This window comes from Exiguobacterium sp. 8H (assembly GCF_902506255.1).
GTDB lineage: Bacteria > Bacillota > Bacilli > Exiguobacteriales > Exiguobacteriaceae > Exiguobacterium > Exiguobacterium profundum.
The window spans coordinates 699048-723553 of the sequence record NZ_LR733429.1; the positions used below are offsets into that span (position 1 = coordinate 699048).

The following is a 24506-nucleotide window of genomic DNA, read 5'->3' on the forward strand; positions in this document are numbered from 1 at the left end:
GAAATCATGAGAATCACAGAAACGACACTCTACACGAACCGACTTGACGAAATGAAACGTTTCTATACGGAACGACTTGGATTATCAGTCAGTGAAGAAGACCTGACCAGTTTTCGAATCAATCTAGGTGAAGATGCGTTGGTATTTCAAGAGGCTAAAACGGAGCAAGAGCGACAATACCATTTCGCTATCAATATTCCGGCTAATCGATTCAAAGAAGCGAAAGAATGGCTGATGTCACGTGTCCCGCTTTTAACTGAAGACGGGGAGGACGAAATCTATTTTGAAGGAATCGATGCATCATCGCTTTATTTTTACGATACGGACGAGAATGTCGTCGAGTTGATTTCTCGACATTCGATTAATCCAGAAAGTAACATCGAGTCCTTTTCGTTGAATGAATTTCTTGGAATTGGCGAGATGAGTTTGACTGTGGAAGATCCGCTACATGTCGCACAAGAACTTTCAAACATCGAGATCCACCGCCGAGACGGTAACCAAATCGATGAGCGTCATCTGAACTTTTTAGGCGCACCGAATAGCGAGACATACATTTTATTAGTTCCTCCAGGTCGTGTGTGGCTGTTTTCACCAAAACTGTCGATTCCGAGCCCAATTCAGATGGTACTTGATCAACGATACATCGTCGAAATGGATGAGAAACACGAAATTCATATTCACTCCATCAAAAAATGAGTTCACAATTGAACTCATTTTTTAGTCTTTAGATTCGACATACCGATGAATTTCTTCTAATCGTATGACTGCGTTCTCCAAGTTCACTTCAAACGATTGGTCTGAGCATTCAACAGTGAGCGAATCACCGTTCTGACGTGAATAATCTAGTAGTAGTGGTCTGATTCGTTCATGTACAATTTGTGCATTTTCGATTGAAGTTCGAGGGAAAATCATGGCGAATGTGTCTTGCGCAACCCGATACTTCTTGTCCGTTCGTCGAGTCGCTTCGTGAAGTTCGTCACTAAAATAGTATAAGAACCATTCATATTCGGATGAACCATACTGTTTTTCAAAATGATCGAGAATGGGCAGTGTGATGAATGACACCACGAACGTTTCACCGTGGCGAATCAACCGATCCCGTTCAGCCTCTATATCCATCAAAAAACGATCACGGTTATCAAAACCGGTCTCTGGGTCGACCGCAATTAACTGACTGACCCTCGCTTCCGCAACCTTTAGTGCAAACTGGGCATGAAACAGCTTGACTTGGAGCCAGTAAGACAACCCCGTCAAAATCGCTAATAGTAATAAAATATATAGTTGCGCAGTAGCGGCAGTCTCATACACAGGCATCGTGATTAAAAAGTAAGCAGCGAATCCTAACAGAATGAGTACACCAGACGCTCGGTGAATGAGCAAAGTTGAAAGATAAAGAATCGGAATACAGATCATCCACCAAACGGGTAGATGATTCAGGATCAGCACAGAGGAAAGTAGAATACTACATGTCAACGATACAACGATGAGTGCGATTAGTTGTATGGACATCGTTGTCCAGTGTCTCATAGGTATCCTCCTCTTAAAAGAAATAAATTGCAATGATAACACTATTATCCATTTTCCGAAATAGTGATTGTTCAAACCGATTCGAACACTTGATTCATTATAAGTGATTCACTCTATTTTAAAAGGCTTATTTTTGAAAAGACGTGAATGTTTGCGAACACTTCTTTAGAAAAAGAAGTACGAATGATTGGTGTATAATGGAAAAAGAGGTGATAGCATGAATCGAAAACATATATTGCTCGTCGGAGGGACGGGGATGTTGGCAGGACTCGCATCTTATTTGGCAATCGAACATAATGTCACGGTCATTGGACGAAATAAAGAAAAAATGGCAAGCGTCGTACAAAGAAATCCTGAAACGTGTCATCCGCTGATTGTTGATTATTGCGATGAGGAAGCACTTTCAAACGCACTACAGCGTGCAGTGCAAAAAAACGGTCCATTTGATCGAGTCATCGCGTGGGTGCACCGAGGCTCAGGGAAAGCGATGCAACTCATTTTGAATCATTCGGAAACTGCAGAGGTGATACATATTTTAGGTAGCCGGGCGAATCCGGAATATGAGAAGGCATGTCTATGTCTCAATGAACAACAGCTGTATCGGCAAGTCCAATTAGGTGAAATGCATAAGTTGGCATCTGTCCGTTGGTTGACACACGACGAGATTGTGAAAGGTGTTCACGATGCTATGCAGAACCAAGACGACTATCGATTGATTGGTACACGAAAGGATGACATAAATGTTCACTCGAGAAACGATTAGCGAATGGATGGAGAAGCACCATGTATCAAATTTAGATTTGGCAACTATCACTGAAAGAAGGGAGTTGTCCGCATTTCAATTGGGAGACGTCTCTTGTGAAGGCAGGATGTTCGCCGCCTGTTCGATTAGTAAATTTGTAACGGTGATTCTCATTTTGAAGCTCGTTGAAGATCAGAAGTTAAATTTAGACTCGGAAATCAATGATTATTTCTCTTCCTTCACGTTGAATGATGAAAATGGGATTCCTTCACAAATCACGATACGACAGCTCATCCAACATCAGGCTGGCATAATCGATTTGCCTGATCAGTTCGGGACGATGGATCAATGTACAGAGATCCCTTCGATGGAAGAGATAATATTGGGTAACACACCTTATTATGAGCGACCGGTGTTTATCCAGTCACAGGAAGTTGGGACGTTCCACTATTCAGATTCTGGTTACTGTTTACTCCAACATGCGATTGAGCAATGTATGTCTTCTACATTTGAAAAAATCATGACTGAATACATCTTTGCACCGCTGGATATGAACTCAAGTTCGTATGATTTAGAGAGGATAGAGAAGTATGGCGTTATCGGGATTGAACCAAACGGGTCAGTCGTCTCTCCAAAGTCATGCTATTATCCTTACCCTGCAGCGAGTGGTCTTTGGACAACGGCTTCCGATTTAGCGATACTCGTCAACGCAATTACGAAAGAAGGGTTCTTGAGTAACGCGTCAAGAAGGGTTTTATTCACACCATCTTCCACAAATGCCGAAGTAGGACATGGTCTATTTATAAATCCCAACAAGCCAGGTAAGGGATTCTCATTCGGTTGGGGGATCGGGTTTCAATGTTTGCTCGTGATGGAGAAAGACTCTCCAACAGGTTTCATTTGTTTGTCAAATCGGAATGAAGGGGTTCATCAACTCGAAGGATTGATCGGACAGCTACTAAGGGCATACACATAACGTATTATAAGGAGGGCTACACGTTGGCTAGACACTATTCAACGGGAGATGTCGCAAGAAAACTGAACGTGTCAGTGCGTACGCTTCGATACTATGACCAAATCAATTTGGTCACTCCATCGTATACAAACGATGTACAGAAACGATTTTATAGTGACGACGAAATGTTTCGCCTTCAAAAAATCATGCTTTTAAAATCGATGGCCGTGCCGCTTGATGAGATTCGGAGAATCTTAGATGAGCAATCACTTACAAGCATCTTGTCCGCACATCTGTCCTCGTTAGAAGGAAAGATAGAGGAATTGAAGCAGGCCAGAAACCATACTGTCACACTCCTTCAATCCATGAAGCTTGAAAATGAAAAAATCGATTGGACGAAACTACAAACTATTCAAGCTAAATCAAATGACCGGGGACAATGGACGGACTATTTTTCGGAAGAAGAGTCTGATTCATTGAAAGCAAGCTTACCTAAATTAGAAGACGGTGAGCATGATACGAAAAAGTGGATCAACTTGATTCGGAGAATTGAAATTTTATTGGAACGTGGGGTCGCCCCTTCCTCAAAAGAAGCTCAAATTCTTAAAGAAGATTTGACATGGTTAACAGACGAGACATTTGGACAAGATCAACAATTGATTGAATCATTTTGGATGATTCGAAAATCAACTGATGCATCGAATGAATTAGGACTGTATCCAATCGATGCATCGATTCTTGCCTATATTGATTCACTATATCAAGAGTGATTCCCTCACGCCAATGCAGTCAATAGAACGGCTAGCCCATTAAAGGTGCCATGGATGAGCATGCTGGAATATATAGAGTTGGTCCGTTCATATACCCAAGCAAATACTAGTCCCGATACAAAATTGACGAGTAACGTGTTTGTCGTCGGTAAATGAGCGAGAGTGAATATTCCAGCACTTATTAGCATCCCGATCCAAACCCCAAATCGTTCTTGAAAGAAGCGGTATAAGAACCCACGATAAAAGATTTCTTCATAGAATGGTGATATGATGGCCGCCGATCCAAACGCAATTAGTATGGAGATAATCGACAAGTCACTTTGCAAACTCTCTGTTTTTGTATTCGACGTACCGATGCTGAAATATGATTGGACTACGACGATGATGATACTGAGTACAATTAACACAATTGTCCATAGAAAGATCATCCCCGAGTCTTTCCATGAGATGCGGCGAAGTCCTAACGTTTCGAGCGATAAGGTCCGAGGACGTATTGCGACGAGATAGAGGACGGTCATAAATATTATGGCTAATAACAGGCCGATACTTGTTCCTGAATAGAGGGTGTTTCCCCATGACCGCTCTAAAAAGTTGTGTAAGTGTTGCTCGATGAGTAGGGGCGTCACTCCGAATAGAAGAACCATCGTAATTGCGAACTGGTTCCATGTCCAAATGGGAGATATTTTCTTTTGCATTTGATTCAACATCATATTTCCTCCTTATGTGGTTGTAGCCCCATCATATCGGGTGACGTAACGTCACCTGCAAGCAGAAAAATGAAAAAGGAGTATTAAGACTATGGAACAATGGATTGGATCAGCTGCTTTATGCATCAACGAAGAGAAGGAAGTCCTACTCGTAAAGAATCGTGACATACAACAATGGAGTTTGCCATCAGGTGGTCTAGAAGACGGAGAAACTCCGGAACAGTGTTGTCGGCGCGAAGTGTTAGAAGAGACGGGCTATCGCATTTCTGTTGATCAACGACTAAATATCAAACGAGCCATCATATCAAACTTTCAGGTCGAGACACATTATTTCTTGGCAACGTGTAAGGAGCGGTTGGTGACCGCAACTATCGACTCGGACATGGATAAAGTCAATTGGTGGTCGATTCATGAATTGGAGCGATTGGAACTTGCATTTCCAGAAGATCTTGAGCTGATTAAACGGTGGAGTGTATGATGAAAAATCAATGAAGCGATTCATCGATTAGAACAAGCCGGTCGCATATAAGCGACCGGCAAATATATTAAGATGCTTCTTCAGTTTGATTGTAAGTGAAATAGTTCCGTTTCGAACGGTCGCGCATGACGTACATCGTATAACAACCGATGAGGAAGAAGAGAATGGAGAATGCGAGATAGACCGGGCGAATCCCAACTATTTCGGCAAGGAGTCCAATCCCGAACGTGAGTAGGATGACGAGTACTGATTCTCCCACATTGATAACGCCAGAGAACCGACCCATGATTTCGACCGGGACATGGTGCTGATAGAATGATAAAAATCCGGTATTTGCAAAGGCAAGCGCGAATGTCAGGACAAAAAATCCAACTGAGGCCATCATGAATGACGATGAACTTGCGAAAAGAAGATAGCCGACTGGTGTCATGATGCCCCCGAATCCGATACAAAACGATAAGGATAAGCGGTGACTCCATCTTGAATTAATGAGAGAGCCTGCAATAATCCCGATTCCAGCGATACTGACGAGAAATCCGTAGCGGCTCTCAGATAAGTGAAGGACTTGGGTCGCGAATGACGCTTCCAACGAGTCGAGTCCAGACATGAATATGGTCATGACGCAGAACAAGCCATAAATGAGCATCACATATCTGGCATTCGAAGCGAATCGGATGACAACCTTCCAATCGTCAATGATCATCCGCATAGAGAATGGTTCAACAGGCGCATTCGTTCGAAGGTGAGATGGGAGGAGCATCAGCATACCGACCGATCCAATGAGTGCGAAGGCGTTCACAAAAATCGCAAATGTCGGGCTCCCGACTAGAAAGAGTAGACCCGCAATCGTCGGACCTAAAATGAAACCGGATGACTGTACAAAGTTTTTCATCGCATTGAACTTTTGACGGTTCGAGGCAGGTACGAGTTGCGTCATGTAGACCAGGCTTGATGATTCGAATAATGAACTCATCAGATTCAGGATGAAGACGACTCCATAGATGAACCATAAAGAATCGATCCAGCCCAAGCAGAATACGAGACATGCGCGCAGGACATCCAGCAACATCATCAGTCGTCTCGTATCGACCCGGTCAATCAGGCTACCTGACCAAAGGTTCGCCGTGATTGAAGCGAGTGGGACTAATACATAGAGAATCGAGACGGCGAATGGAGATCCCGTCATCTCGAGGACAATCAGGTTGAGCGCGATAAAGTATACCCAAGCACCGAGATTTGAGATTCCGACACTGACGAGCAGTAGCGTAGAGGTTTTTCGAAACGAGTTCAAGTCAATCACTCCTTCTATTTTTTAATCACTTTCGCAACGCAAAAAAATCCCACCCCCAAGAACGAAGTCTTGGGGACGAGATTCTCATCGTGGTGCCACCCCTGTTCGTCCGCACGTCACCGTACGAACCTTGTTTGGTACTGCCGAACGAGTCGGACTATACCTCAACTCTATAACGGGAGTGCCCGTCGCCATATCCCTCGGGGTGAGTTCCATGGCGCTGCTCGGAGTCTTGTTTCGATCCATCTTCTTTACCCTTTTTCACCGGCGGGGCTCTCTACGAAAGATTCATGGATTTACTCTTCTCTTCATCGCGTTTATCAGATCATTTTTGTAAGGATAGCACATTGTGCAAATATTGGAAACGTTTTTGGTAGATAGATGTATATCCCCTTCAAGATACTAAACTATGATTGTGATCTAGGACGCTTTCTTCATTTCTAAAGGTTGGCACTTATCCAGTTCTTTCAAGATTGAACGATATAAGAAGATTGCCAATATACCAAAGCAAATATAAGTGATGGCCATCCAACCAGGTGACACGACATCATAAGTCGAGACGCTGATTGCGCCAATGAGAAGCGCACCTCGGTAGCGGAGACCGTTCACGGCCAAGTATTGACGCGGAGGTGGTCTTCGACGAGTCGAGCTAGCATGGCTTGATGAATGGGGACATATAGCAGCTCTCCGAACGTGAAACAAGCCGTAGCGAGCACTAGCATTGAAAAATCATTTGAAACCGGTAAAATGGCGAATCCAAGACTGAACAGTGTGACACCCGTGTAAAGTAGCGCACGTTCAGAGATAGATTTGGTCCAACGCATCAACACAAGACCGAGCAGTAACACGAGAATCGTATTCTCCGCTCGAAGCAGTCCGAGAATCTTCGTCCCATCTAGTGAGAAATGAAAGAACGGGACAGCGTGTAACGTTTCAGCAAAGTGAATCGCGAGATAATGCGTAAGCTGCAACTCTAACGACAACGTCAAAATACCTGCGACAAGGTATTTCAAAAAGAGTTGGTTCCTCATGACCGTCTGGTATCCTGTCCATACATTAGTAGTCTTCTGTCCTTTACGCGGTAAAGGTTTATAGTTGTCTTTGAGTTTGAAGGAAATCAGGAAGACACATCCGAATGAAAGAATGGCTGCCGATACTAACAAGTAGAAGAGATGCTGTTCGAAGAAGAAGCCGCCGATTAAGCTACCGATGACGATGGAACCGTTCATCAGCCAGTAACTGAGTGTATACAAATATTTTCGCTGCTCGGGTCGGCTATCATCAATCAAGATGGATTCGTTTACTGGCGTGATGGCACTACTCAGAAGATTACTAGAAAAGAAAAAGATAAATAATAAAATGGCACTGTCGATTACATGGGAACCTGCGATTGTCATACCGATATAACATGCGAAACGTAGTATTTCTCCGATGAAGAGAATTCGTTTTCTTCCGTAACAATCGGACAGATGGCCTCCATAGAGACTTGCGATGAATGAGGCAATCATCGTCAAGACGATGAGCGGTCCGGTCTCCGTCGCACCGAATTGTCGAACGAAATAAATCGTCAAAAAAGGAAATACCGCGGTTTGAGTCAGCTTTTGAATGAAGTTCAAGCCAAGTCTAACTTTTAGGTTAGGATGAAGCGATTGAAACATGTGAATCACCATCTTTTCATAAGGTCAGTGAAGTGGCCACTTGACTGTTATGAACAGTATGCGTGATTTGAAGTGAATCATCGTGCACTTTATTGCTCGATTTTGGCGCAATAATCTGGAGGGATGTATGGAACAATTACTTACACTGCCTGACGTCACCATTCATTACGTGTCGTTTATTGGAGATTGGACGACAGAGAGAGAAGAGAGCGTAGAAGACATCGTCTGGGTGCTCGTGTTGGGAGGGAAAATCGGGATTGAAGTGGATGTATTCGAATATCGTCTCCAAGACAGCGAATCGATTGTGATTCAACCGAATCAGTCCTTTCGATTGTTCGCGGATTCAACTGAAACGACTTATGTGAGTTTTCGGTTTACTGCTAGCCGCTTGAGCGGATTTAAAAACAGGATCAATCCAATGTTTCCTTCGATAGCGGTCATGTCGACAAGAAGGCTGTTAGGGGAGTGGTCAAGTCGAGAGTTATTGGGGAATGCTTCGACAGATGATGTCATGACATTCATTCGCCATCATCTAAGCGATTCGATTGTGGATGAAGACATATTTGCACCGGTCTTGCGTGTCATTCATGATTCTTATCATACGGAGCTTCGCATTGAAGACTTGAGTCGAATCGTCCATCAAAGCAAATATCAGTTCATTCGGAGCTTTCGAGAGCGAATCGGTCAGACACCGTATCAATACATCACGAGACAACGCCTGATTCATGCGAAATCACTTCTACGCTATTCGGACCTTACGTTACTCGCAATCAGCCAGGAAGTCGGATTCAATAGTCCGGCTCAGCTGAACAGACATTTCACAGAATGGGTAGGTTGCACCCCGGCTCGATTTCGTGAGAATAAAGGACATCAGCTCAAACGTGATTAGAGAGCTCCAATTGATATTGGATTTGGTGGGGGAGGTCGTGGAACGATCCCTCCAAGCATTGTACCGCATCCACATGATAAAACGTGCTCGTCTCCTCCATATTCATCATCTGGTCACCCAAATCATATAGGTAAACGGGCTTGTTCGTTCCTAGAGCGATCCCGAGCTCTACATGTGCGCCTTTTCCTCCAGGCAAGAGGATGACGACGAAGTCCGCTGTTTGAATTCCAGCAACCTCTTCTTCGCCAATCGCACGTAACGCATCGATTGAAGCGGCACGTTCGTTTTGGGTCCAGTCGTACGTATGACTGTGGTCGAGCGCAATCAGTCGATCACGGATGAACCGTACTTCTTCGATATTTGAAAAGCTTGAACCGACATAAAATCGCATACAAAGACCTCCAATTCGTCACAAATGGTTCATCTGGTAAAGCGCTACGACATAAAATAGGATAATCAACAGACAACAGAGTACAAGGAAAAAAATCACGCTAATCAGGACGAATTTCATCATAGAAAGTGGAAGGTATGATTGAATCAAGCGCGTGATTGATAAAGACGAGAGTACGAGTAAAATGATTGTGCCAACGAACCAAATGTAGTCATACGCGATGTTTGGGATCAGCCAAAAGTAGACGATCGTTATGACGATTAGACTGAAAGCCATCATCAAATCTTTATGCTTTCGTGTCATCTGATTCCTCACGATGAAGTTCCAACTTCAACCGCACCTGTTCGGCATCTTCCGCATCAAACGTGCTGTACCATCTCACATGATCGAGATCGATGATGCGGTAATGTCCGCTGATGATGTTCTGTTGAAGAATGAAGTGGGACCCCTCTTTGATCGCATGCCAAAAGACACGTCCGCCGAGTGTTTTTTCTTTCGGCTCGTATGTGTTCTCGGTTGCAATCAGTTTGACGAATTCAACGGGGTCGTCGCCAATCAAGTGTACGAGAATCTCACTTTCATTGAACAGCGCGCATAGCGTCACAATCGTCGACCAGCTTGCTTCATTTCTCTCCTTCTCGATTTGGATGAGTGTTTTTTTTGAAATCCCAAGTAAGTTCGCCATCTCTTCCTGTGAATACTGGGATTCGATGCGAATCAATTTCATTTTTCGAGAGACTTGTCCAATAAATTCGGATTTTTTCATAATCGGTTCTTCCTTCCTGTTTGTTCGACTCAGAGCGTCGCCGAGCTTATGAAAATCAGTAACCATGAGATTCCGAGAAACACGGTGAATAAAAAGAGACAGACGATGACATAACAGCAAATGTATTGCCAATAGGACAACCGTTTTGATTGATAATAATGGTATGTAAAACTGAATGTCGCAATCCCAATCACTAAGAAAGCGACCATATCCCAGATGATTCCGACTTTCAAAAATGATGGGGTAAGAAATGAAGCGACGAGTGCAAGCGCGACGGTCACTATCCCAGTAGAGATGGCAGCGGATGGTGTTGAAGTGTTTTCCAACAGATCACCTCCTAGTATATTACAAGTGTAATTTTACACTTAAAGTAGTCGATGTCAATTCCCGAATAAAAAAATCCTCCCGAAGAAGGATTTTTTCACGTGTCATCTTTATTCGTTAAATAGGTAGTGAGCGGATAAACACCAATACTCTGTAAGACAAGAGAGAGGAGGATGACGGCAAAGGCGAGAGAAATCATTTCGCTCGATCCGTCAATGTTCTCTGCCTCTAGCCAGAGGACGAGGGCAATCGACATTGTTCCTTTAATCCCGGACCAAGTAAGGAGAGAAGTCGCTGTCAAATCGTCTTTAAATTCCTTTCGCCAGACAGGGACGGAATAGACGAGACCGCCGACAACGATGAACCGGGTCAGGATGGAAAGGAAGAATAATAGGGCTGCGAACGTCCAGAGCGATATAGACAGGTAGCTGGTCGCTTCGATTCCAATCAACAAGAACAAGAGAGCGAGTAGCATGGGAATCACAATGTCCCAAAATCCATCCAAGTGACGCTGGACCGATTCATAATTTTCTTTCATGCCAAGCTCATGGGAGAGCATCATGCCTGCTGTCACGGTCGCAAGGACACCCGATACTTCCAGCGCGTCGGCAAGATAGAAAGCCCCGTACGCGATGACGATCGTCAACATGACGAGTTCATGCTTTTTAAAACTGACAATCATCAATTTTTTAAGTACAAATCCAAAGACGAAGCCGATCCCGATTCCTCCAGCAGACACTATCAAAAATTCACTTAAAAAGCTAAGCGTGGAGAACCGCTCTCCCGTTGCGAACATACTAAGAAAAATCGTGAAGATGACGACACTCGTCCCGTCGTTCACCATCGATTCACCTTCGACGACGTCCGCAATCCGCTTCTCTCCTTTACTCCGCTTTAAGATCGCGGTCACAGAAACAGGGTCGGTCGGAATCAAGATGGACGCCAATAAGAAAGAGGCGGTCAAACTGAGTGGTGTAAACAACTCACTGATCCAAAACGTGCCATATCCCATCAAGATGGCAGTCAAGACAAGACCGACCGTACTCAATATCGTGATGATCCCGATATTGTCTTTCAAATCTTTGTATTTGAACTGATAAGCCGATGTAAACAGAAGTGCCGGTAGGAACACCTCGAAGATCATATCTTTTGAAATGAATACCGAATCAAAAAAAGCGATATATGAGAGCGCTATTCCGATCAATACCAAGATGACCGGAACCGGAAAATAATTTCGTTTGGAATCAATCAAATAAATGAAATAGCCAATCAGTAGTAATGTGATGATTTGCTGCGCAATCATGACGACGCCCTCCTCTACAATCAACATGCTATACATTATCTTCCCATTCGAGGTCTAATCAAACGAAAAATGTGGAATATAGGTGGTAGTACATGTCATTTATTCAGGGAGGAATCAATATGGGAAACCTGATTGGAGAGTTATCTTGGACGTTTTATTCCGAATGTGAGGTGCCGAGTGATATCACGGAGTCATTCATCGATGGGGAGCGGGCGGTCGCGGCCTATAAGACAGTCCGTGACGTCGCCGTCTTCACGAACAAACGTCTGATTGTCCGTGACGCGCAAGGACTGACGGGTAAAAAAATTGAGGTCTACTCGCTTCCGTACGACTCGATCAATATGTACTCGACGGAGAATGCGGGGAGGATGTTCGACTTTAATTCCGAAGTCCAGCTGTTCACTCGCGCCGGTACAATTAAAATTAATTTGAACAAGAAAGTGGATGTGCGTAAGTTCGACCGTCTGCTCGCAGAAGCAATTTTGTAAAATAGTGGACCGAAAATCTTTCGGTCCTTTTATTTGGATTTTTCTGACAATTAGTCGTATGTCGTGATACGATAGTACATAATGTGTGACGGAGGTTACGATGCGATATACAATCCGACTATTGATGGTCATGTTAGGTAGTTTGATGTTGGTGACTGGATTCATCTATTTGGCTCGACTGTTTTGGGATTGGTTTCACGACCCGACAAAAGGTGGGATCGTGCTTCTCTTTTCTGGAGAGGACGGAGTCAGCAGTGGTGATTATGAAGGGAAGTTTCGTCTGAAAGATGATAAGGACTTTCAAAACTTGAATCATGTCTTTTTAGACTATACGTTCGGAACAGATGGAACGGTAACCGAGTCGGGAAATTCGGTCTGGTTGTGGTTCTTTATTGGAGGTTTGATTGTTCTCCTGATTTTGATGCTCAGCATGCTACGGAAAAGAAAGCGTGTCATCTCGACTATTGATTTCTCGAGTAACGCTGTAAAGCGAGGAAATCGAACGACTAAGCCAAAAGGGTTTATGGAATCTAAAGAGATTCAATGGACCGATAGCGCGATTCGGAATGCGCTCATCCAGTTCAATCTGGACTTGCCGATTTCCTCAAGACACCAGTCGAATGAGACGGTGAGAGATTGGTTCAAGCGAATTGGCGTGGAAGAAGTGGACCTCTCCCCATATTGGAAATCGAGATATATGGATGTAGTGGTGAGTGATGAAGAATCTAGACGATTTCGAGCAGCGTTGGAGTTTAAGCGATTCGAAGACGGTAAGGGGTGATAGTGTATGAACGATGAAATAGAGGTGGTTGATTCCGATGCGCGCAAGTCATTGGGTTCCGCTCGTTTGGTCAAGACCAATCATCAATTCTACATCCATTGGAATGGGTTGATTATGGACTTCAAACGTCATGAATATGTGGCGGGTATTCGAATCATTGACGAGAATCACTTGTTCATCTGGGCATTTACGTTAGAAGGGGAACCAATCAATGCGTGGGTGTTAGATGCAGACGGAGACATCAAACATTCATTTCACGCAGGTAACGCGATTGCAGTAGTCGTTATAAATGAAACGGGAATCTGGATCGGGTATGGGGACGAGGGTATCTTTGGAGAAGGGGTCTCGACCGAGGCACTCGTCTGCTTATCAACAGAGGGAGCCGTACGTTTTCGCTATAATCAAGAGATCAGAAAGGCCCCGGTCCTTCATGATTGTGACGTGATGTGTGCATCAGAGAAGGGGGTGTGGGTCATCTCTTCAATCGACGGTCGTCTCGTTCATGTCCAAGTGGACGGACGGATTGACTCTTATCCGATGCCACGTCATCTCCTTGACTGTTCCTCGTTGACTATTGAAAACGGTGTAGCCTATGTCGGAAATGAGGAAAAGATTTATCGTTGGCCGTTTAAGGAGAGGAGACGTGCCGAAGTCTTTCAGAATGAAACCAAATAATAAGAGAGTATATTAGCTTTCAATATATTTCAAATACCGTATTTTTTAATCATATATAGACAGGGATGAACTAAGTGATCGTACCAATCAATACTAGTATGCAAGAAGATATTCGCAATTTTTTTGTTAAACATTGGGGTTCAACTCAAATGGTCGTTTCTTCGGGAACATACGATTGTGCAGAGGTCGAAGGATTTGTCTACATGAATACAAATCAAATTCACGGTCTTGTTACGTATGTTATTCGAGATGAAGAAGTAGAAATCATATCTCTTGATAGTCTGATAGAGAATAGTGGGATTGGCTCTCACTTACTCCATGCTGTTGAAGAAATTGGTATGCAGCACGGAGTTAAGCAATTAATCGTCATCACAACCAATGATAATTTGAGAGCGCTTGGCTTTTATCAACGTCGTGGCTATCGTCTAGAACGAATCATTCATGATGCGGTGACGCGGGCAAGAAAACTGAAAGCGACAATCCCACATGTCGGATATGATAAGATTCCTTTATTGGATGAAATTTTACTCATCAAAAAACTGAAAGAACAGAAATGAGGAATTCACATGATCCGTTTTGGCATTATTGGTACAAACTTCATCACAGACTGGTTTATTGACACAATCAATCAGTTGGATGACGTAGAAGTGACAGCTCTCTATTCGCGCACGGATTCGCGTGCTAACGAATATGCAGCGAGTCACTCCATCTTACATACGTTCACGTCACTTGAAGAGATGGCGAAGAGTGATGTCATCGATGCCATCTATATTGCGAGTCCGAACTCACTCCACGCCGAACAGAGTATCTTGTTCATGCAGCATGGCAAACACGTCCTCTGTGAAAAACCACTCGCCTCGAACGTCCAGGAAGTGACTCGTTTGGTTGAAGTGGCGAAGGAGAACCAGGTCGTCTTACTTGAAGCACTTCGAAACTTGTTCATGCCGAATTTTGAACGGATTCAACAGGCGATGGAGCGAATTGCTCCGGTGCGTCGGGCCGTCTTTAATAAATCACAGTATTCTTCACGGTACGACCTCTATAAACAAGGGGAGAACCCGAATACGTTCAATCCTGCATTCTCGAACGGTTCGTTGATGGACCTTGGTGTGTATCTTCTTGGTCCTGCTTTAAAACTGTTCGGTCAACCAAATGATATCCAGGCGAGCGGTGTGAAACTGGAATCGGGAGTGGACGGGAGCGGAACGGTCATTCTCTCTTATGACGATTTGGATGTGATCATCATGCATTCAAAGATTCATGCGACATCGACTCCTTCTGAGATCATCGGGGAAAAAGGACGCATCGTCATCGACGATATTGCGACGTGTGATGAAGTCCGTCTAGAGTTGCGAGATGGCACGTCAGAAATCGTATCAGAATCACAGAATGCTCCAATGTCATATGAAATCGAAGCGTTCGTCCGTGCGATCGAAGCTAGTGCTTCGGAAACAGTTGTACATTCAGCAAATGACATGATTCGTCTTGCTGATGTGATGACGAACGTTCGAACACAGCTTGGCGTGGTCTATCCAGCAGACAAATAAATACAAACTTAAAACGGTCCTCGATGTCATGTGCGCATCGAGGACCGTTCCCGTTATTCTTTGTTCAAATAGAGATATCTCAGAAACAGCCCCAGAACAATCGTCATAACGACAGCGGGAATGAGTCCGATGAGCAGTAATGTGTTCATACCGTTTCCTTTCTGAGCGATTCGAGTCGTTCATGCATCTCATCAAAGGAATGGTTGTCCGTCAACATGCTGAGCTCTGCATCGGCAAGTTCTTTCAATTGAGTCGACCACTCTCGTTCAATCTCGACTTCAGCTTTACTGATTTCCGTGTTGGCCTGTTCGATTTGCTTCGTATGAATCGTTTCAAGACGCGACCGAATCATATCGCGAAGAAGTGAGGTCAACTCATCCTTCAGTTGCGTCCGTCCGTCTCCCTCGAAAAATTGACTCGCATTCTTATAGCGCTTCAATACCGACTGATAAGGTGATGTCTCGAGATGAATCGGTTCGACAGCCTCTCGTAACCATGCCACGTCGAGGTCATGGTCAAATTCAAGCGTCGGAAGGAGCGACGCATGACGCTCGGTCATGCGTTCGACCAAGGCTACGAATTCGCGTTTAACATATCGCTCCAACCGATACTGGAACACTTGGAGCTCTTGCTGGATATCGTAGGCGTATTTGTCGAGTGTACGTCCGAGTGCGCGCTCCAGGCTCTTTCTCGATCCGTCGACCTCGACCGGATGGAACGTCTCCTTGACGAAGTCCGAGAGGCGTAGGAGCGAACGCGTCTCGAGGTGGGCGAGGAGTTCTTTCGCTTCCCGATCAAACAGGGCAATGAGTGCTGACATATCGAGTGCCGGTGGGTTCTCGAGTAAAGCAATCAATTGTTGGCGACGATGTTCTTTCGCCGACGCGTCTTCTTTCGCTTCGTTCAATACACGATCAAATGTAGCGAGTAGCGCTGTCGTTTCTTCCTGTATGCGCATCGCGTTGGCGAGGCGAAGGTCTTTGTCGACGTAGCGTTCAAGTGTTGAGACGAACTGGTCAAACCCAGCATCATCGCCGTGCATGGCGTTTCGGCTTGAGATGGGTAGGACGGTCGGTCTCCGAACACCGAGCGCGGTCAACTGTTGTGCCACGTAGTCCGTGACAGCATCCCGTTCTTCTTCATCTGTCGCAAGGTCAGACGCATTGACGAGGAAGAACATCTCGTGATCTCCAGTCCCTTGGACACGGCCAAGCTGAATGACGAGCTCCCGGTCTGCTTCGGTGAACGCATGGTTGTAATAGGTGACGAACAAGACGGCGTCGGCATCACGCATATAACCGAACTGGACCTCGCTATGTCGGTTGAACTGTGAATCGGCCCCCGGCGTATCGACGAAGACGATGCCACGATCTGCCCACGGTGAGTCGAGATAAAGTTCGATTTCTTTCACGATGCAGCTCTTCTCTTCTTGTGCGACGAATGCGCAGAACGTGTCATAGTCGACGACTTCCGTTCGTCCGAGGTACTCGAGCGGTGCCGATTTTACGGCATTGACGAACGGGTGATCGACATCGAGAGAGGCGAGGGAAGTCCCATAACCTTGTAACTCCACTTCGAGTTCATCGTGTGATTTGAAGGTGATCGATGCCGTTCGATTTGTCCGTCCGTTCGGCGGGACGATCTTTGTGATGGATGCCGTCAACGGGTTAGGGGACGTCGGTAATACCGTCTCACCGAATAGCGCATTGAGAGTCGAGGACTTTCCAGCCGAAAATGCTCCGAAGATGGCGAACGTGTACTGTTCATGCTTCGCACGCTCGATTTTCTTGCGTAATGTCGAGACACGGGAGCGGAATAATGGATGATTCTCTAATATTTCACATACCGCATTTTCATAAGAAAAATCAAAATCAAATAAGTGATAATCATCTTCCAAAATCGACGTCGATGCAACCTCTGATTCAACAACATTCGACTGTTTTTCCGGGAGATACGTTGCATCGACATAGTTTCGAACGGCCAACAGATTCACTTGATTCGAATCAAGTTGAAACTCCTTATATTTTCGAATCGAGTCCAAACGGTTCGAAAGACGAATCCGTAACGCCTCCGTATCGAGCGCTTCATACAACGCTTCCTCTTCAGTCGTAAATTGTTCCAAGCGTAAATCGACTTCCGCTTTCATATAGGTATCCGTCGAGTGGACCCAAGGTTCAGATACTTTCGTTACCCAGGACGCGAGGGCTGTCTCGATGTCACGACTGAACTGCAACACCGTATCACCACTTAGGGATGCACCGGATTTCACTTGTTCGGTGATGAGTGAGCTCGGTGCAATCGGGAGGACATCTCCTTTTGGTAGCAACGTTTCAGGAAGTTTCAAATCTCGGATGATGTCTTCCGCGTACTTCACGAGATGTGGACGTAAGTTCATATCAATCAGACGGTTGAATTCTTTGACCGCCACTTCCTCACGACGAGCTCGTTCCTGCTTCGTCTTCTCTTTCGAGAACAAAAGTCCGACCTTGAAAGAAGGAGAACAACTCTCGAGATAAGAGCGTAATAACTCACGGAACTCATACGTCATGATCGGTGCACTTTCGACGATTGGTGCCTGATGTTTGAAGAATTCGCGACGGAATGAGGTCCACCATGCCCGTTTCTTTTCAAGACGATGTAGACGAGATTGCATTTCCTTCGGGCTCTTTTCATAGGTTGTCAATAGGTCCAACATCGATTGAATCGATGTTTCGTTGCGGCGGACTAGCGTATGAATCAATGCATCCGCATGCTCGATTTGTTGCTGTTTTGCCTCGTTGATGACTTGACGTACATATGACCGCAAGCGCTCGACTTCGTTATGCGGATGTTGCCCATCACGAAGTGAAATGTAGAATGTGTCATTTGGGACGATGTCATGATGTCGGAACGCTTTCGTCAATGACGCTTTGAACTCCACGAAAGAGAGTTCACGCTCATCATGCTTGTCGATTTGGTTGATGATGATGGAGTAGGGACGTCCTTCCCGGCTAAATTGTTTCATCAGTCCGATGTTTTGTTCCGATTGGACATGGTTGTAGTCCATCATGAAGAACAAGTGATCAGCCAAGAAGAGCGAGCGCTCCGTCGCTTGGCGATGTCGTTCATCCGTCGAATCGATCCCTGGCGTGTCCATCAACACGACGTGTTCATCAAATGGGAATCGGTCAATCGTATACTCGACTTCCTTGATTTCCTCGACTTTGCAATAGTCGCTAATGTTTGATAGGGAAGAAGGATCTAATGAAATCCAATCCGTATCATTGATAGCGACGGCTGCCGCTGATTCGCCACCACGTAATGTGACGATGTTGGCACTCGTCGGAATCGGACTTGTCGGAAGGAACCCTTCCTCTAGCCAGTCATTGAGCAATGTCGACTTTCCGGCTGAGAAGTGACCACAGACGGCAATCCAAACTTCTTCATTTGTTACTTTTTGTAGGGCGGTACGGGCGAGTCGTGCAGCGTCCGTCATCTCCTCTTGTTCAAACGTCAAAGCGAGTCGTGCCAATTGTTCTTGTTGTTCGTGCATGTTTCCCATCCCCTAATTATGATTCCGTCGTGATGCCGACACGGTGTCCGACATAGTCATCGTCCGTTAAACAAGCCATCACCAAATCGGCAACGTCATCTCTCGAAATTGGACCTGAATGTTTCGTCCCCAATACCTCTTTTGACACGATGATTTCACCGGTAGATTGCTCATCGATCAGTTGAGTCGGACAGATGACCGTGAAGGCTAAGCCTGAATCCCGTAATAACTCATAAGCACGGGCGTGATCTTCGGCTGCGGTTGTCATCGTACGCTTCGATTCTTTCGTTTCAAAGCGGTAGTTGTCGCTGTCATGCGCCTGCAAGATGCCTGCGGTCCCGACCGTGATGATGCGTGTCACATTAAACTGTTTCATCGCTTCGATCACGAGTGGTGTGAATGTTGATAATACGTTTTGTTTGTCCGTCCCTAATGCCGATATGACAACATCTGCAGATCGAACCGTTTCAAAGACAGCGTCTCGATCGGTCGCATCTCCTAAAATTTCATCGATTTCTTCATTGGAACCAAGCGATTGTCTCGTTAGCAGTGTGACACGATGTCCCTTTTTGAGTAGGCGTTCAAGCACCCGTTCCCCAGTACGGCCACTTCCACCGAATAAAGCAATTGTTGACAAGTAAACCCCTCCCCATCAAGATGAAAGAAATATCCAACGCCATCATAACACGGAAGCGTTCACAAAACTGCCTGAAATGGTTCATTTCCCCTTGAAAAGAATATGGTACGTTTTAGAATTGAGGAAGAAGGCAAAAAATACATATGACAGGTGTAAGAGAGGAAGGCACCATTACATGAAATTTGGGGCTAGAACAATTAAGACTGGGCTATCGGTCGCAATCGTCCTACTGATTGCCGAGGCATTTCAATTCCAACAAATCGTCGTCCCGGCACTCGCTGCGTCACTCGCGCTCCTGCCCTCAGTTTATCAGACTGGACTTCGCTTGATTGAAGAGATGAAAGGGAACTTGATTGGAGCATTGCTTGCGGTCGGTTCCTTGCTACTCACTCCGAATCCGACACCGATTGCGATCGGATTCGTCATCATCATTGCCATCTCCATCCTTCTCTTTTTAAATTTAGAATCGACGACACGGACCGTCATCTTGACGACGATTCTCATCATGGAAGGGGCGAGCCAGTCGGATATGCCGGTGTGGGTGTTTGCAGGCGAGCGTTATTTACTCATCATGATGGGAATTACGGTTGCATTGATTGTGAATGCGCTCCTGTTCCCACCACGATATGAACGGAAACTCGAAGCACAAATCACCGACACATTTCAAATGGTTGTTCGAATCGCACGGTTATTTGCGGAAACAGAGGGTGGGCGCTCCTCATTCGAATCGTTACCTGAGACGAAGAAGTTGCATAGCGACTCAAAACAAACGTATGCCTATTTTGAAGAAGAAATTAAAGCGAATCGTTGGCTTGAGAAGAAGACACCGATCTTCCGTCGAGCTGTCCTGAAGTCTAAAATGATTGAGACGAACCGTGCCGCGCTCCACGTCATCGAGAAGCTCGATCATGATTTTCATACGATTGAACAACTTCCTCCCCAATTGAGCGAAGAGTTGTATCGCCATATTCGTCACTTGTTGCGTCGACATGAACGATTATTTTCAGCCTATGAGCTTGAGAACGAGCATCTCATCGACCGGGAAGAGGATCTTATCCATGAGAACTTTGACTTTGCGAAACTAATGATTGAGCGCATGCGAGAAGAAGAGGAAGAACTCATTCTCATTGTCGTGCCGCTCGTGGCGACGATGACTGACTGGGTCAAGGCAATGAATGAACTTGAACGCTATCTTGTCACTGAAATGAAGAAACATGGGGACAACTTAAAAGTAGAACCACGTAAGAAGTGGTTCTTCGAGGATTAAAGAACGAAACCGTCAAGAAAATTAAGACCAACATGTCATTGGGCCATGAATGAGTACACAGAATCGTGTGTGCCTTCATGGTTTTTTTGTAGCGATGTTTAATTGATCATCAGTCGATTACTAAGGATGAGTCCCGATTATAAAGCAATAAATTTCTAACGATACATTTGGTAATAAACGTAAATTATGTTAGTCTGGATAAATCATTGGGAATGTTGACTTTATGATTTAATTTTTGCAGGAGGGATGAACATGAAAAGGATCTTAGTAACATTCATCCTGATGACAATAATAATGATATCGTTGATTGGTTGCGATTCGATATCCTCCACAGAAGAAGTTGATCCTCGACCGGTTATCTCTTTTGATGCCGGAACCATTCTCGCGGATGCTCAGAATCATCAGATAAAAATGCTAATGTTATCAAGTTTACCGATGGATAATGTTGATGTGACCGGGGCAGTCAAAGAGCTAGAAGGATTTAAAGCAGAAAATGATGTTTATCTTGATGAACTGGATGGTTTGAAACATAAAGACGCGACTTCTGAAGACTATAAAATGTTACTTATGGAATATCTTCAAGAAGAAAATAGCTATGTCGACAAAACCATTGAAGCCGTTTACGCCAAAGAACTTTCTCGACCGAGTCGATTTTCACTAGAAACACTCTATGCGAGAGCGAACGAAAAAATCGGACGATTCCGCTACGAGCCGAAGTAAAGTTATCATCTATGATCATACTCGCGAGAAGTTACGAAATGATAAGGGAAACGAACCGCTGAGAAGGTTCGTTTTTTCTGATTCATCCGATCCGAGGTACAATGATCTTACTCCATAAAATTTTGAGACGGGATGGAATCTGAATGATCAAAAGGTCGTTTAAGCAGGTTACGAAGTATTGGAACATCATTGTTGAAGGTGATGAGTTTGCTGTAAACTACGGAAAAATTGGGACCATCGGAAAGGTACAAGTAAAGTCTTTTGAATCCGAGTTGGAATGTATGAACGAGGTGGAGAAACTCATTCGTAAAAAGTTGAAAAAAGGATATGTTGAATCTCTTTTCGATTGGGACAACCATATTTATGTGAATGACCCGGAAGTAGGACCGAGTTTTCTGACCTCACATCCGGAGTATCAGGCATTTTTCAATGATGACTTTTATGTGGATTGTACGGAAGAATATGCACCGTTCGGAAATGATGCTGGAGCCGATGCGTTGGATATGTATGAAGAGTTGATACGAAAAGACAGCGACCTTTGCTATTTATCTTATGCCTACGCCCTAATCGAAAGTTGGATCAATCGAGATGTATATGCACCAGAAGACTGGGCCACGTATGAGTATGCCTATACATGCGACCAAGTCATCGTCGCTGGTGCCTTCACTTCCATTAAACTAACAGGAAAGTTGACGGATGACTTGAAAGCGGAAGGATTAGAGGCCATTCAACGATTGAAACAGGCTTTCGAAAAAGAGGATCAGGCAATTTTCGAAGAGGTATATGAGCGATTGTATACATTCCCGATCGAATCCTGAAACTTTTTGAGAAGAACTGCGTATACAATAAAGACAGATACATATGAACGATAGGGGGATTCACCATGTCAGAAACAACACCGACACCAGAAGAAGGTGTCACACCACAACGAATCAGCGGCACACTTCCAATCGAGGCACGTGCTGTCTTCCGGCTATCAAGTGCGATTTTTTATATCATTGGACTTCTCGTCACGGGAGCGCTTGTTGCTGCCGCATACTGGTTTAACTGGCCGACTTGGCTACAAATTGGCTTTATCGTACTACTCGTAATCGATGTGGTCTATAGCTTGGTTGATATCATCTGGTTCCAAAAGTGGAAACAAGAACGTTTCACATATGATGTCCAGCCGCTCGAGATTCGGATTCATCATGGGATCATCACGACACACGATGTGCTCATCCCAATGACAAAAGTGCAGTATGTCCATGCTGCACAAGGTCCGCTTCTTCGTAAATATGGGTTACAGACCATCACCATCGGGACAGCTGCTGGATCTCATGACATCTATGCAATCGAAGAGTCATTCGCCAAGACACTCCGCGAACAAATCGCCATCTATGCACGTATCGAAGAGGAGGATGTCGTATGACCGAGACCGCGTTAACATGGCATCGACTTCCAAGTCGCGTTTTGGTGCTGCGTATTCTCGAAGTCATCAAGTCGTTCGCCATTCCAATCGTCTTACTCTTCGTGCTCAACAACGACTGGGACTCGACATTCGGTATCATCATCCGAGTCGGGATCTTACTTTTCCTATTGCTCGACATTGTGCAGAAATTCTTTGGGTGGTTAAACTTTCGTTATGCTCTGGACGAAAAAACCGTCTATGTCATTGAAGGGAACTGGTTGAAAAAAGAGAAGTCGCTTCCGCTCTATAAGATTCAAAGTGTCCATTCGAACAGCCCGTTCCTTTATCGATTGCTTGGTGTGGTCGAATTGACGTTTGATACGAATGCCAACAGTGACGATGCCTCTTTCAAACTGGCAGGTGTCTTTCCGACCGAAGCCAAACGACTTGAAGAAATCCTTGAGCAAGTCCGTCATCGTAAACAGAATACACAAACCGAAGGCGACACTGAAGAGGAAAAGGTTGCAACCGAACAGACAGAGCCGTTACCAAGCCGTCTGTTATATGCCTTGTCCACGCGTGAAATCGTATTGGCATCCATCACGTCGCTCTCTGTCTTCGCCATCTTCCCGGTCGCCTCGACCATCATCTCATCAATCGATGATTTCATTAACTTGGATGGGGCATTCAACCAGGTCGAAGATTATGTCGTCCATGCGTCCATCATCGCCATCGGTCTTCTTGTCATCGGAGTGTTGATGCTATCGGTCGTGATCGGCATGATCATCAACTTCTTGAAGTATGGGAATTTCCGACTTGAGCGGAGAGGGGAACGCATTCGTGTCGAGAAGGGATTGTTGAATCGAAGCGCGAAAGAAATTCCATATGAGAAGATTCAAGCGATTCGCATCAAAGAGACGTTCATTCGTCGCTGGTTCCACATCGTCGGGGTCGAACTCGTCGCAGCAGGAACGATGGATGAATTGAAAGATGAATCCTCGACGATTCTCCCGTTCGTTCGTCGTGACCAAGCGATGCGGGTGCTCCGTGAACATTTCACTCACTTCACATGGTCGGACGAACTTCATCGATTACCGAGACGTGCCTTAGGAATCAAGCTACTCCGAATCAGCTGGTTCGGGATTATCATATCAGGGATCGTCCTTTACTTCTTCCGAGATTACGCCTGGTGGCTCCTGCTCTTATGGGCCATCATCATCGGGGGACGCGTCCTCAGTTACATCACCACAAAATATGTCCGCACGGATCAATTCATCCAGTTACGGACTGGAGCATTCAACGTCCAATCATTTTTGACAGACAAACCACGGATCGAACAGATTCAAGTGAAGCAATCGCTCTTGCAACGTCGTTTTGGACTATGTACGGTGCAATTCTCGACACGTGGAGGATTCTTATCTGTTGAGACCATCGATGATATTCCGAAAGAAGATGCAGACGCGATGCTCGTCTGGTTCTCACGTTACTCTCATTAACCCGACCATTTGGTCGGGTGTTTTTTTGTTTCACTTCCTCCCTAAACTTATATGGTATATTTTATACTTAACCGTTTAAATTTTGGATTTAGTCCGATATAAATATAAATAAATTACATTATTCTTAAAAAATATATTCCCAAAATTATCTTCTTATGTTACGTTTATTACA

Annotated in this window: 27 protein-coding genes and 1 other annotated feature; of the genes, 16 read left to right on the top strand and 11 right to left on the bottom strand. The window is 44.9% G+C overall.

What is annotated here, in order from left to right; all coding sequences use genetic code 11:
- Positions 1–6: 6 nt before the first annotated feature.
- Positions 7–696, top strand: coding sequence for a VOC family protein (locus GVY43_RS03535; protein ID WP_159562273.1), 690 nt, complete (start codon positions 7–9; stop codon positions 694–696).
- 21 nt (positions 697–717) lie between these two features.
- Here the strand turns inward: GVY43_RS03535 and GVY43_RS03540 are convergent, their stop codons facing one another.
- The gene (locus GVY43_RS03540; RefSeq protein ID WP_074037051.1) at positions 718–1527 is read right to left on the bottom strand and encodes a GGDEF domain-containing protein; all 810 of its coding nucleotides are present in this window, start codon (positions 1525–1527) and stop codon (positions 718–720) included.
- Between the two features lie 217 nt (positions 1528–1744).
- On the opposite strand from GVY43_RS03540, the gene GVY43_RS03545 reads away from it, so the two are divergent.
- From GVY43_RS03545 to GVY43_RS03555, 3 genes are read left to right on the top strand one after another with little or no spacing between them, the layout of a single operon-like run.
- Positions 1745–2290, top strand: coding sequence for a short-chain dehydrogenase (locus GVY43_RS03545; protein WP_159562274.1), 546 nt, complete (start codon positions 1745–1747; stop codon positions 2288–2290).
- Positions 2268–3245, top strand: coding sequence for a serine hydrolase (locus GVY43_RS03550; protein WP_159562275.1), 978 nt, complete (start codon positions 2268–2270; stop codon positions 3243–3245). Before GVY43_RS03545 ends, GVY43_RS03550 begins: the two co-directional genes overlap by 23 nt.
- A 23-nt stretch (positions 3246–3268) precedes the next feature.
- Positions 3269–3994: a MerR family transcriptional regulator gene (locus GVY43_RS03555; protein WP_159562276.1), complete on the top strand. Its 726-nt coding sequence runs from the start codon at positions 3269–3271 to the stop codon at positions 3992–3994.
- Positions 3995–3999: 5 nt separating this feature from the next.
- Here GVY43_RS03555 and GVY43_RS03560 read toward each other — a convergent pair whose 3' ends face one another.
- Complete coding sequence (locus GVY43_RS03560) at positions 4000–4701, bottom strand: CPBP family intramembrane glutamic endopeptidase (RefSeq protein WP_159562277.1); 702 nt, start codon at positions 4699–4701, stop codon at positions 4000–4002.
- 91 nt (positions 4702–4792) lie between these two features.
- On the opposite strand from GVY43_RS03560, the gene GVY43_RS03565 reads away from it, so the two are divergent.
- The gene (locus GVY43_RS03565; protein ID WP_159562278.1) at positions 4793–5179 is read left to right on the top strand and encodes an NUDIX hydrolase; all 387 of its coding nucleotides are present in this window, start codon (positions 4793–4795) and stop codon (positions 5177–5179) included.
- Between the two features lie 67 nt (positions 5180–5246).
- Here the strand turns inward: GVY43_RS03565 and GVY43_RS03570 are convergent, their stop codons facing one another.
- Both GVY43_RS03570 and GVY43_RS03575 read right to left on the bottom strand, forming a co-directional pair.
- Positions 5247–6470: an MFS transporter gene (locus GVY43_RS03570; RefSeq protein ID WP_159562279.1), complete on the bottom strand. Its 1224-nt coding sequence runs from the start codon at positions 6468–6470 to the stop codon at positions 5247–5249.
- Positions 6471–6538: 68 nt separating this feature from the next.
- Positions 6539–6791, bottom strand: a binding site (T-box leader).
- Between the two features lie 284 nt (positions 6792–7075).
- On the bottom strand, positions 7076–8128 hold the full coding sequence (locus tag GVY43_RS03575; protein WP_159562280.1) for an MFS transporter: 1053 nt from the start codon (positions 8126–8128) through the stop codon (positions 7076–7078).
- Positions 8129–8255: 127 nt separating this feature from the next.
- On the opposite strand from GVY43_RS03575, the gene GVY43_RS03580 reads away from it, so the two are divergent.
- The gene (locus GVY43_RS03580; protein WP_159562281.1) at positions 8256–9017 is read left to right on the top strand and encodes a helix-turn-helix domain-containing protein; all 762 of its coding nucleotides are present in this window, start codon (positions 8256–8258) and stop codon (positions 9015–9017) included.
- On the opposite strand, the gene GVY43_RS03585 is transcribed toward GVY43_RS03580, so the two are convergent.
- The 5 genes from GVY43_RS03585 to GVY43_RS03605 form a co-directional block, all read right to left on the bottom strand.
- On the bottom strand, positions 9004–9408 hold the full coding sequence (locus tag GVY43_RS03585) for a nucleoside 2-deoxyribosyltransferase (RefSeq protein ID WP_159562282.1): 405 nt from the start codon (positions 9406–9408) through the stop codon (positions 9004–9006). The genes GVY43_RS03580 and GVY43_RS03585 overlap by 14 nt on opposite strands.
- Before the next feature lie 18 nt (positions 9409–9426).
- On the bottom strand, positions 9427–9711 hold the full coding sequence (locus GVY43_RS03590; protein ID WP_159562283.1) for a hypothetical protein: 285 nt from the start codon (positions 9709–9711) through the stop codon (positions 9427–9429).
- Positions 9695–10174, bottom strand: coding sequence for a helix-turn-helix transcriptional regulator (locus GVY43_RS03595; RefSeq protein ID WP_159562284.1), 480 nt, complete (start codon positions 10172–10174; stop codon positions 9695–9697). The genes GVY43_RS03590 and GVY43_RS03595 overlap by 17 nt, the downstream gene beginning before the upstream one ends.
- 29 nt (positions 10175–10203) lie before the next feature.
- Positions 10204–10500: a hypothetical protein gene (locus GVY43_RS03600; protein WP_159562285.1), complete on the bottom strand. Its 297-nt coding sequence runs from the start codon at positions 10498–10500 to the stop codon at positions 10204–10206.
- Between the two features lie 95 nt (positions 10501–10595).
- Positions 10596–11801 carry a sodium:proton antiporter gene (locus tag GVY43_RS03605; RefSeq protein ID WP_159562286.1) on the bottom strand — a complete coding sequence of 402 codons (1206 nt, stop codon included), beginning with the start codon at positions 11799–11801 and terminating at the stop codon, positions 10596–10598.
- A 119-nt stretch (positions 11802–11920) separates the two neighbouring features.
- On the opposite strand from GVY43_RS03605, the gene GVY43_RS03610 reads away from it, so the two are divergent.
- The 5 genes from GVY43_RS03610 (at position 11921) to GVY43_RS03630 (ending at position 15292) form a co-directional block, all read left to right on the top strand.
- Complete coding sequence (locus GVY43_RS03610) at positions 11921–12289, top strand: PH domain-containing protein (protein WP_159563637.1); 369 nt, start codon at positions 11921–11923, stop codon at positions 12287–12289.
- A gap of 100 nt (positions 12290–12389) precedes the next feature.
- A complete protein-coding gene (locus tag GVY43_RS03615; RefSeq protein WP_159562287.1) occupies positions 12390–13070 on the top strand; it encodes a hypothetical protein in 681 nt (226 codons plus the stop codon).
- 6 nt (positions 13071–13076) lie between these two features.
- Positions 13077–13745: a hypothetical protein gene (locus tag GVY43_RS03620; protein WP_159562288.1), complete on the top strand. Its 669-nt coding sequence runs from the start codon at positions 13077–13079 to the stop codon at positions 13743–13745.
- Between the two features lie 98 nt (positions 13746–13843).
- Positions 13844–14302 carry a GNAT family N-acetyltransferase gene (locus GVY43_RS03625; protein ID WP_236548980.1) on the top strand — a complete coding sequence of 153 codons (459 nt, stop codon included), beginning with the start codon at positions 13844–13846 and terminating at the stop codon, positions 14300–14302.
- Between the two features lie 9 nt (positions 14303–14311).
- The gene (locus GVY43_RS03630) at positions 14312–15292 is read left to right on the top strand and encodes a Gfo/Idh/MocA family protein (RefSeq protein ID WP_159562289.1); all 981 of its coding nucleotides are present in this window, start codon (positions 14312–14314) and stop codon (positions 15290–15292) included.
- 145 nt (positions 15293–15437) lie between these two features.
- Here GVY43_RS03630 and GVY43_RS03635 read toward each other — a convergent pair whose 3' ends face one another.
- Both GVY43_RS03635 and GVY43_RS03640 read right to left on the bottom strand, forming a co-directional pair.
- Positions 15438–18824, bottom strand: coding sequence for a dynamin family protein (locus GVY43_RS03635; protein WP_159562290.1), 3387 nt, complete (start codon positions 18822–18824; stop codon positions 15438–15440).
- 16 nt (positions 18825–18840) lie between these two features.
- Entirely contained in the window at positions 18841–19461 is a 621-nt protein-coding gene (locus GVY43_RS03640) for an NAD(P)-dependent oxidoreductase (protein ID WP_159562291.1), read from the bottom strand.
- A 175-nt stretch (positions 19462–19636) separates the two neighbouring features.
- Here GVY43_RS03640 and GVY43_RS03645 point away from each other — a divergent pair, with 175 nt between their 5' ends.
- The 5 genes from GVY43_RS03645 (at position 19637) to GVY43_RS03665 (ending at position 24334) form a co-directional block, all read left to right on the top strand.
- Positions 19637–20728, top strand: a complete 1092-nt coding sequence (locus GVY43_RS03645) for an aromatic acid exporter family protein (protein WP_074037031.1) — start codon at positions 19637–19639, stop codon at positions 20726–20728.
- Between the two features lie 252 nt (positions 20729–20980).
- A complete protein-coding gene (locus tag GVY43_RS03650) occupies positions 20981–21448 on the top strand; it encodes a hypothetical protein (protein WP_159562292.1) in 468 nt (155 codons plus the stop codon).
- A gap of 143 nt (positions 21449–21591) precedes the next feature.
- Positions 21592–22266, top strand: coding sequence for a WGR domain-containing protein (locus GVY43_RS03655; RefSeq protein ID WP_159562293.1), 675 nt, complete (start codon positions 21592–21594; stop codon positions 22264–22266).
- Between the two features lie 65 nt (positions 22267–22331).
- Positions 22332–22859 (top strand): PH domain-containing protein, encoded by a 528-nt coding sequence (locus tag GVY43_RS03660; protein ID WP_159562294.1) that lies wholly within the window; start codon positions 22332–22334, stop codon positions 22857–22859.
- Positions 22856–24334: a PH domain-containing protein gene (locus GVY43_RS03665; protein ID WP_159562295.1), complete on the top strand. Its 1479-nt coding sequence runs from the start codon at positions 22856–22858 to the stop codon at positions 24332–24334. Before GVY43_RS03660 ends, GVY43_RS03665 begins: the two co-directional genes overlap by 4 nt.
- Positions 24335–24506 lie beyond the last annotated feature (172 nt).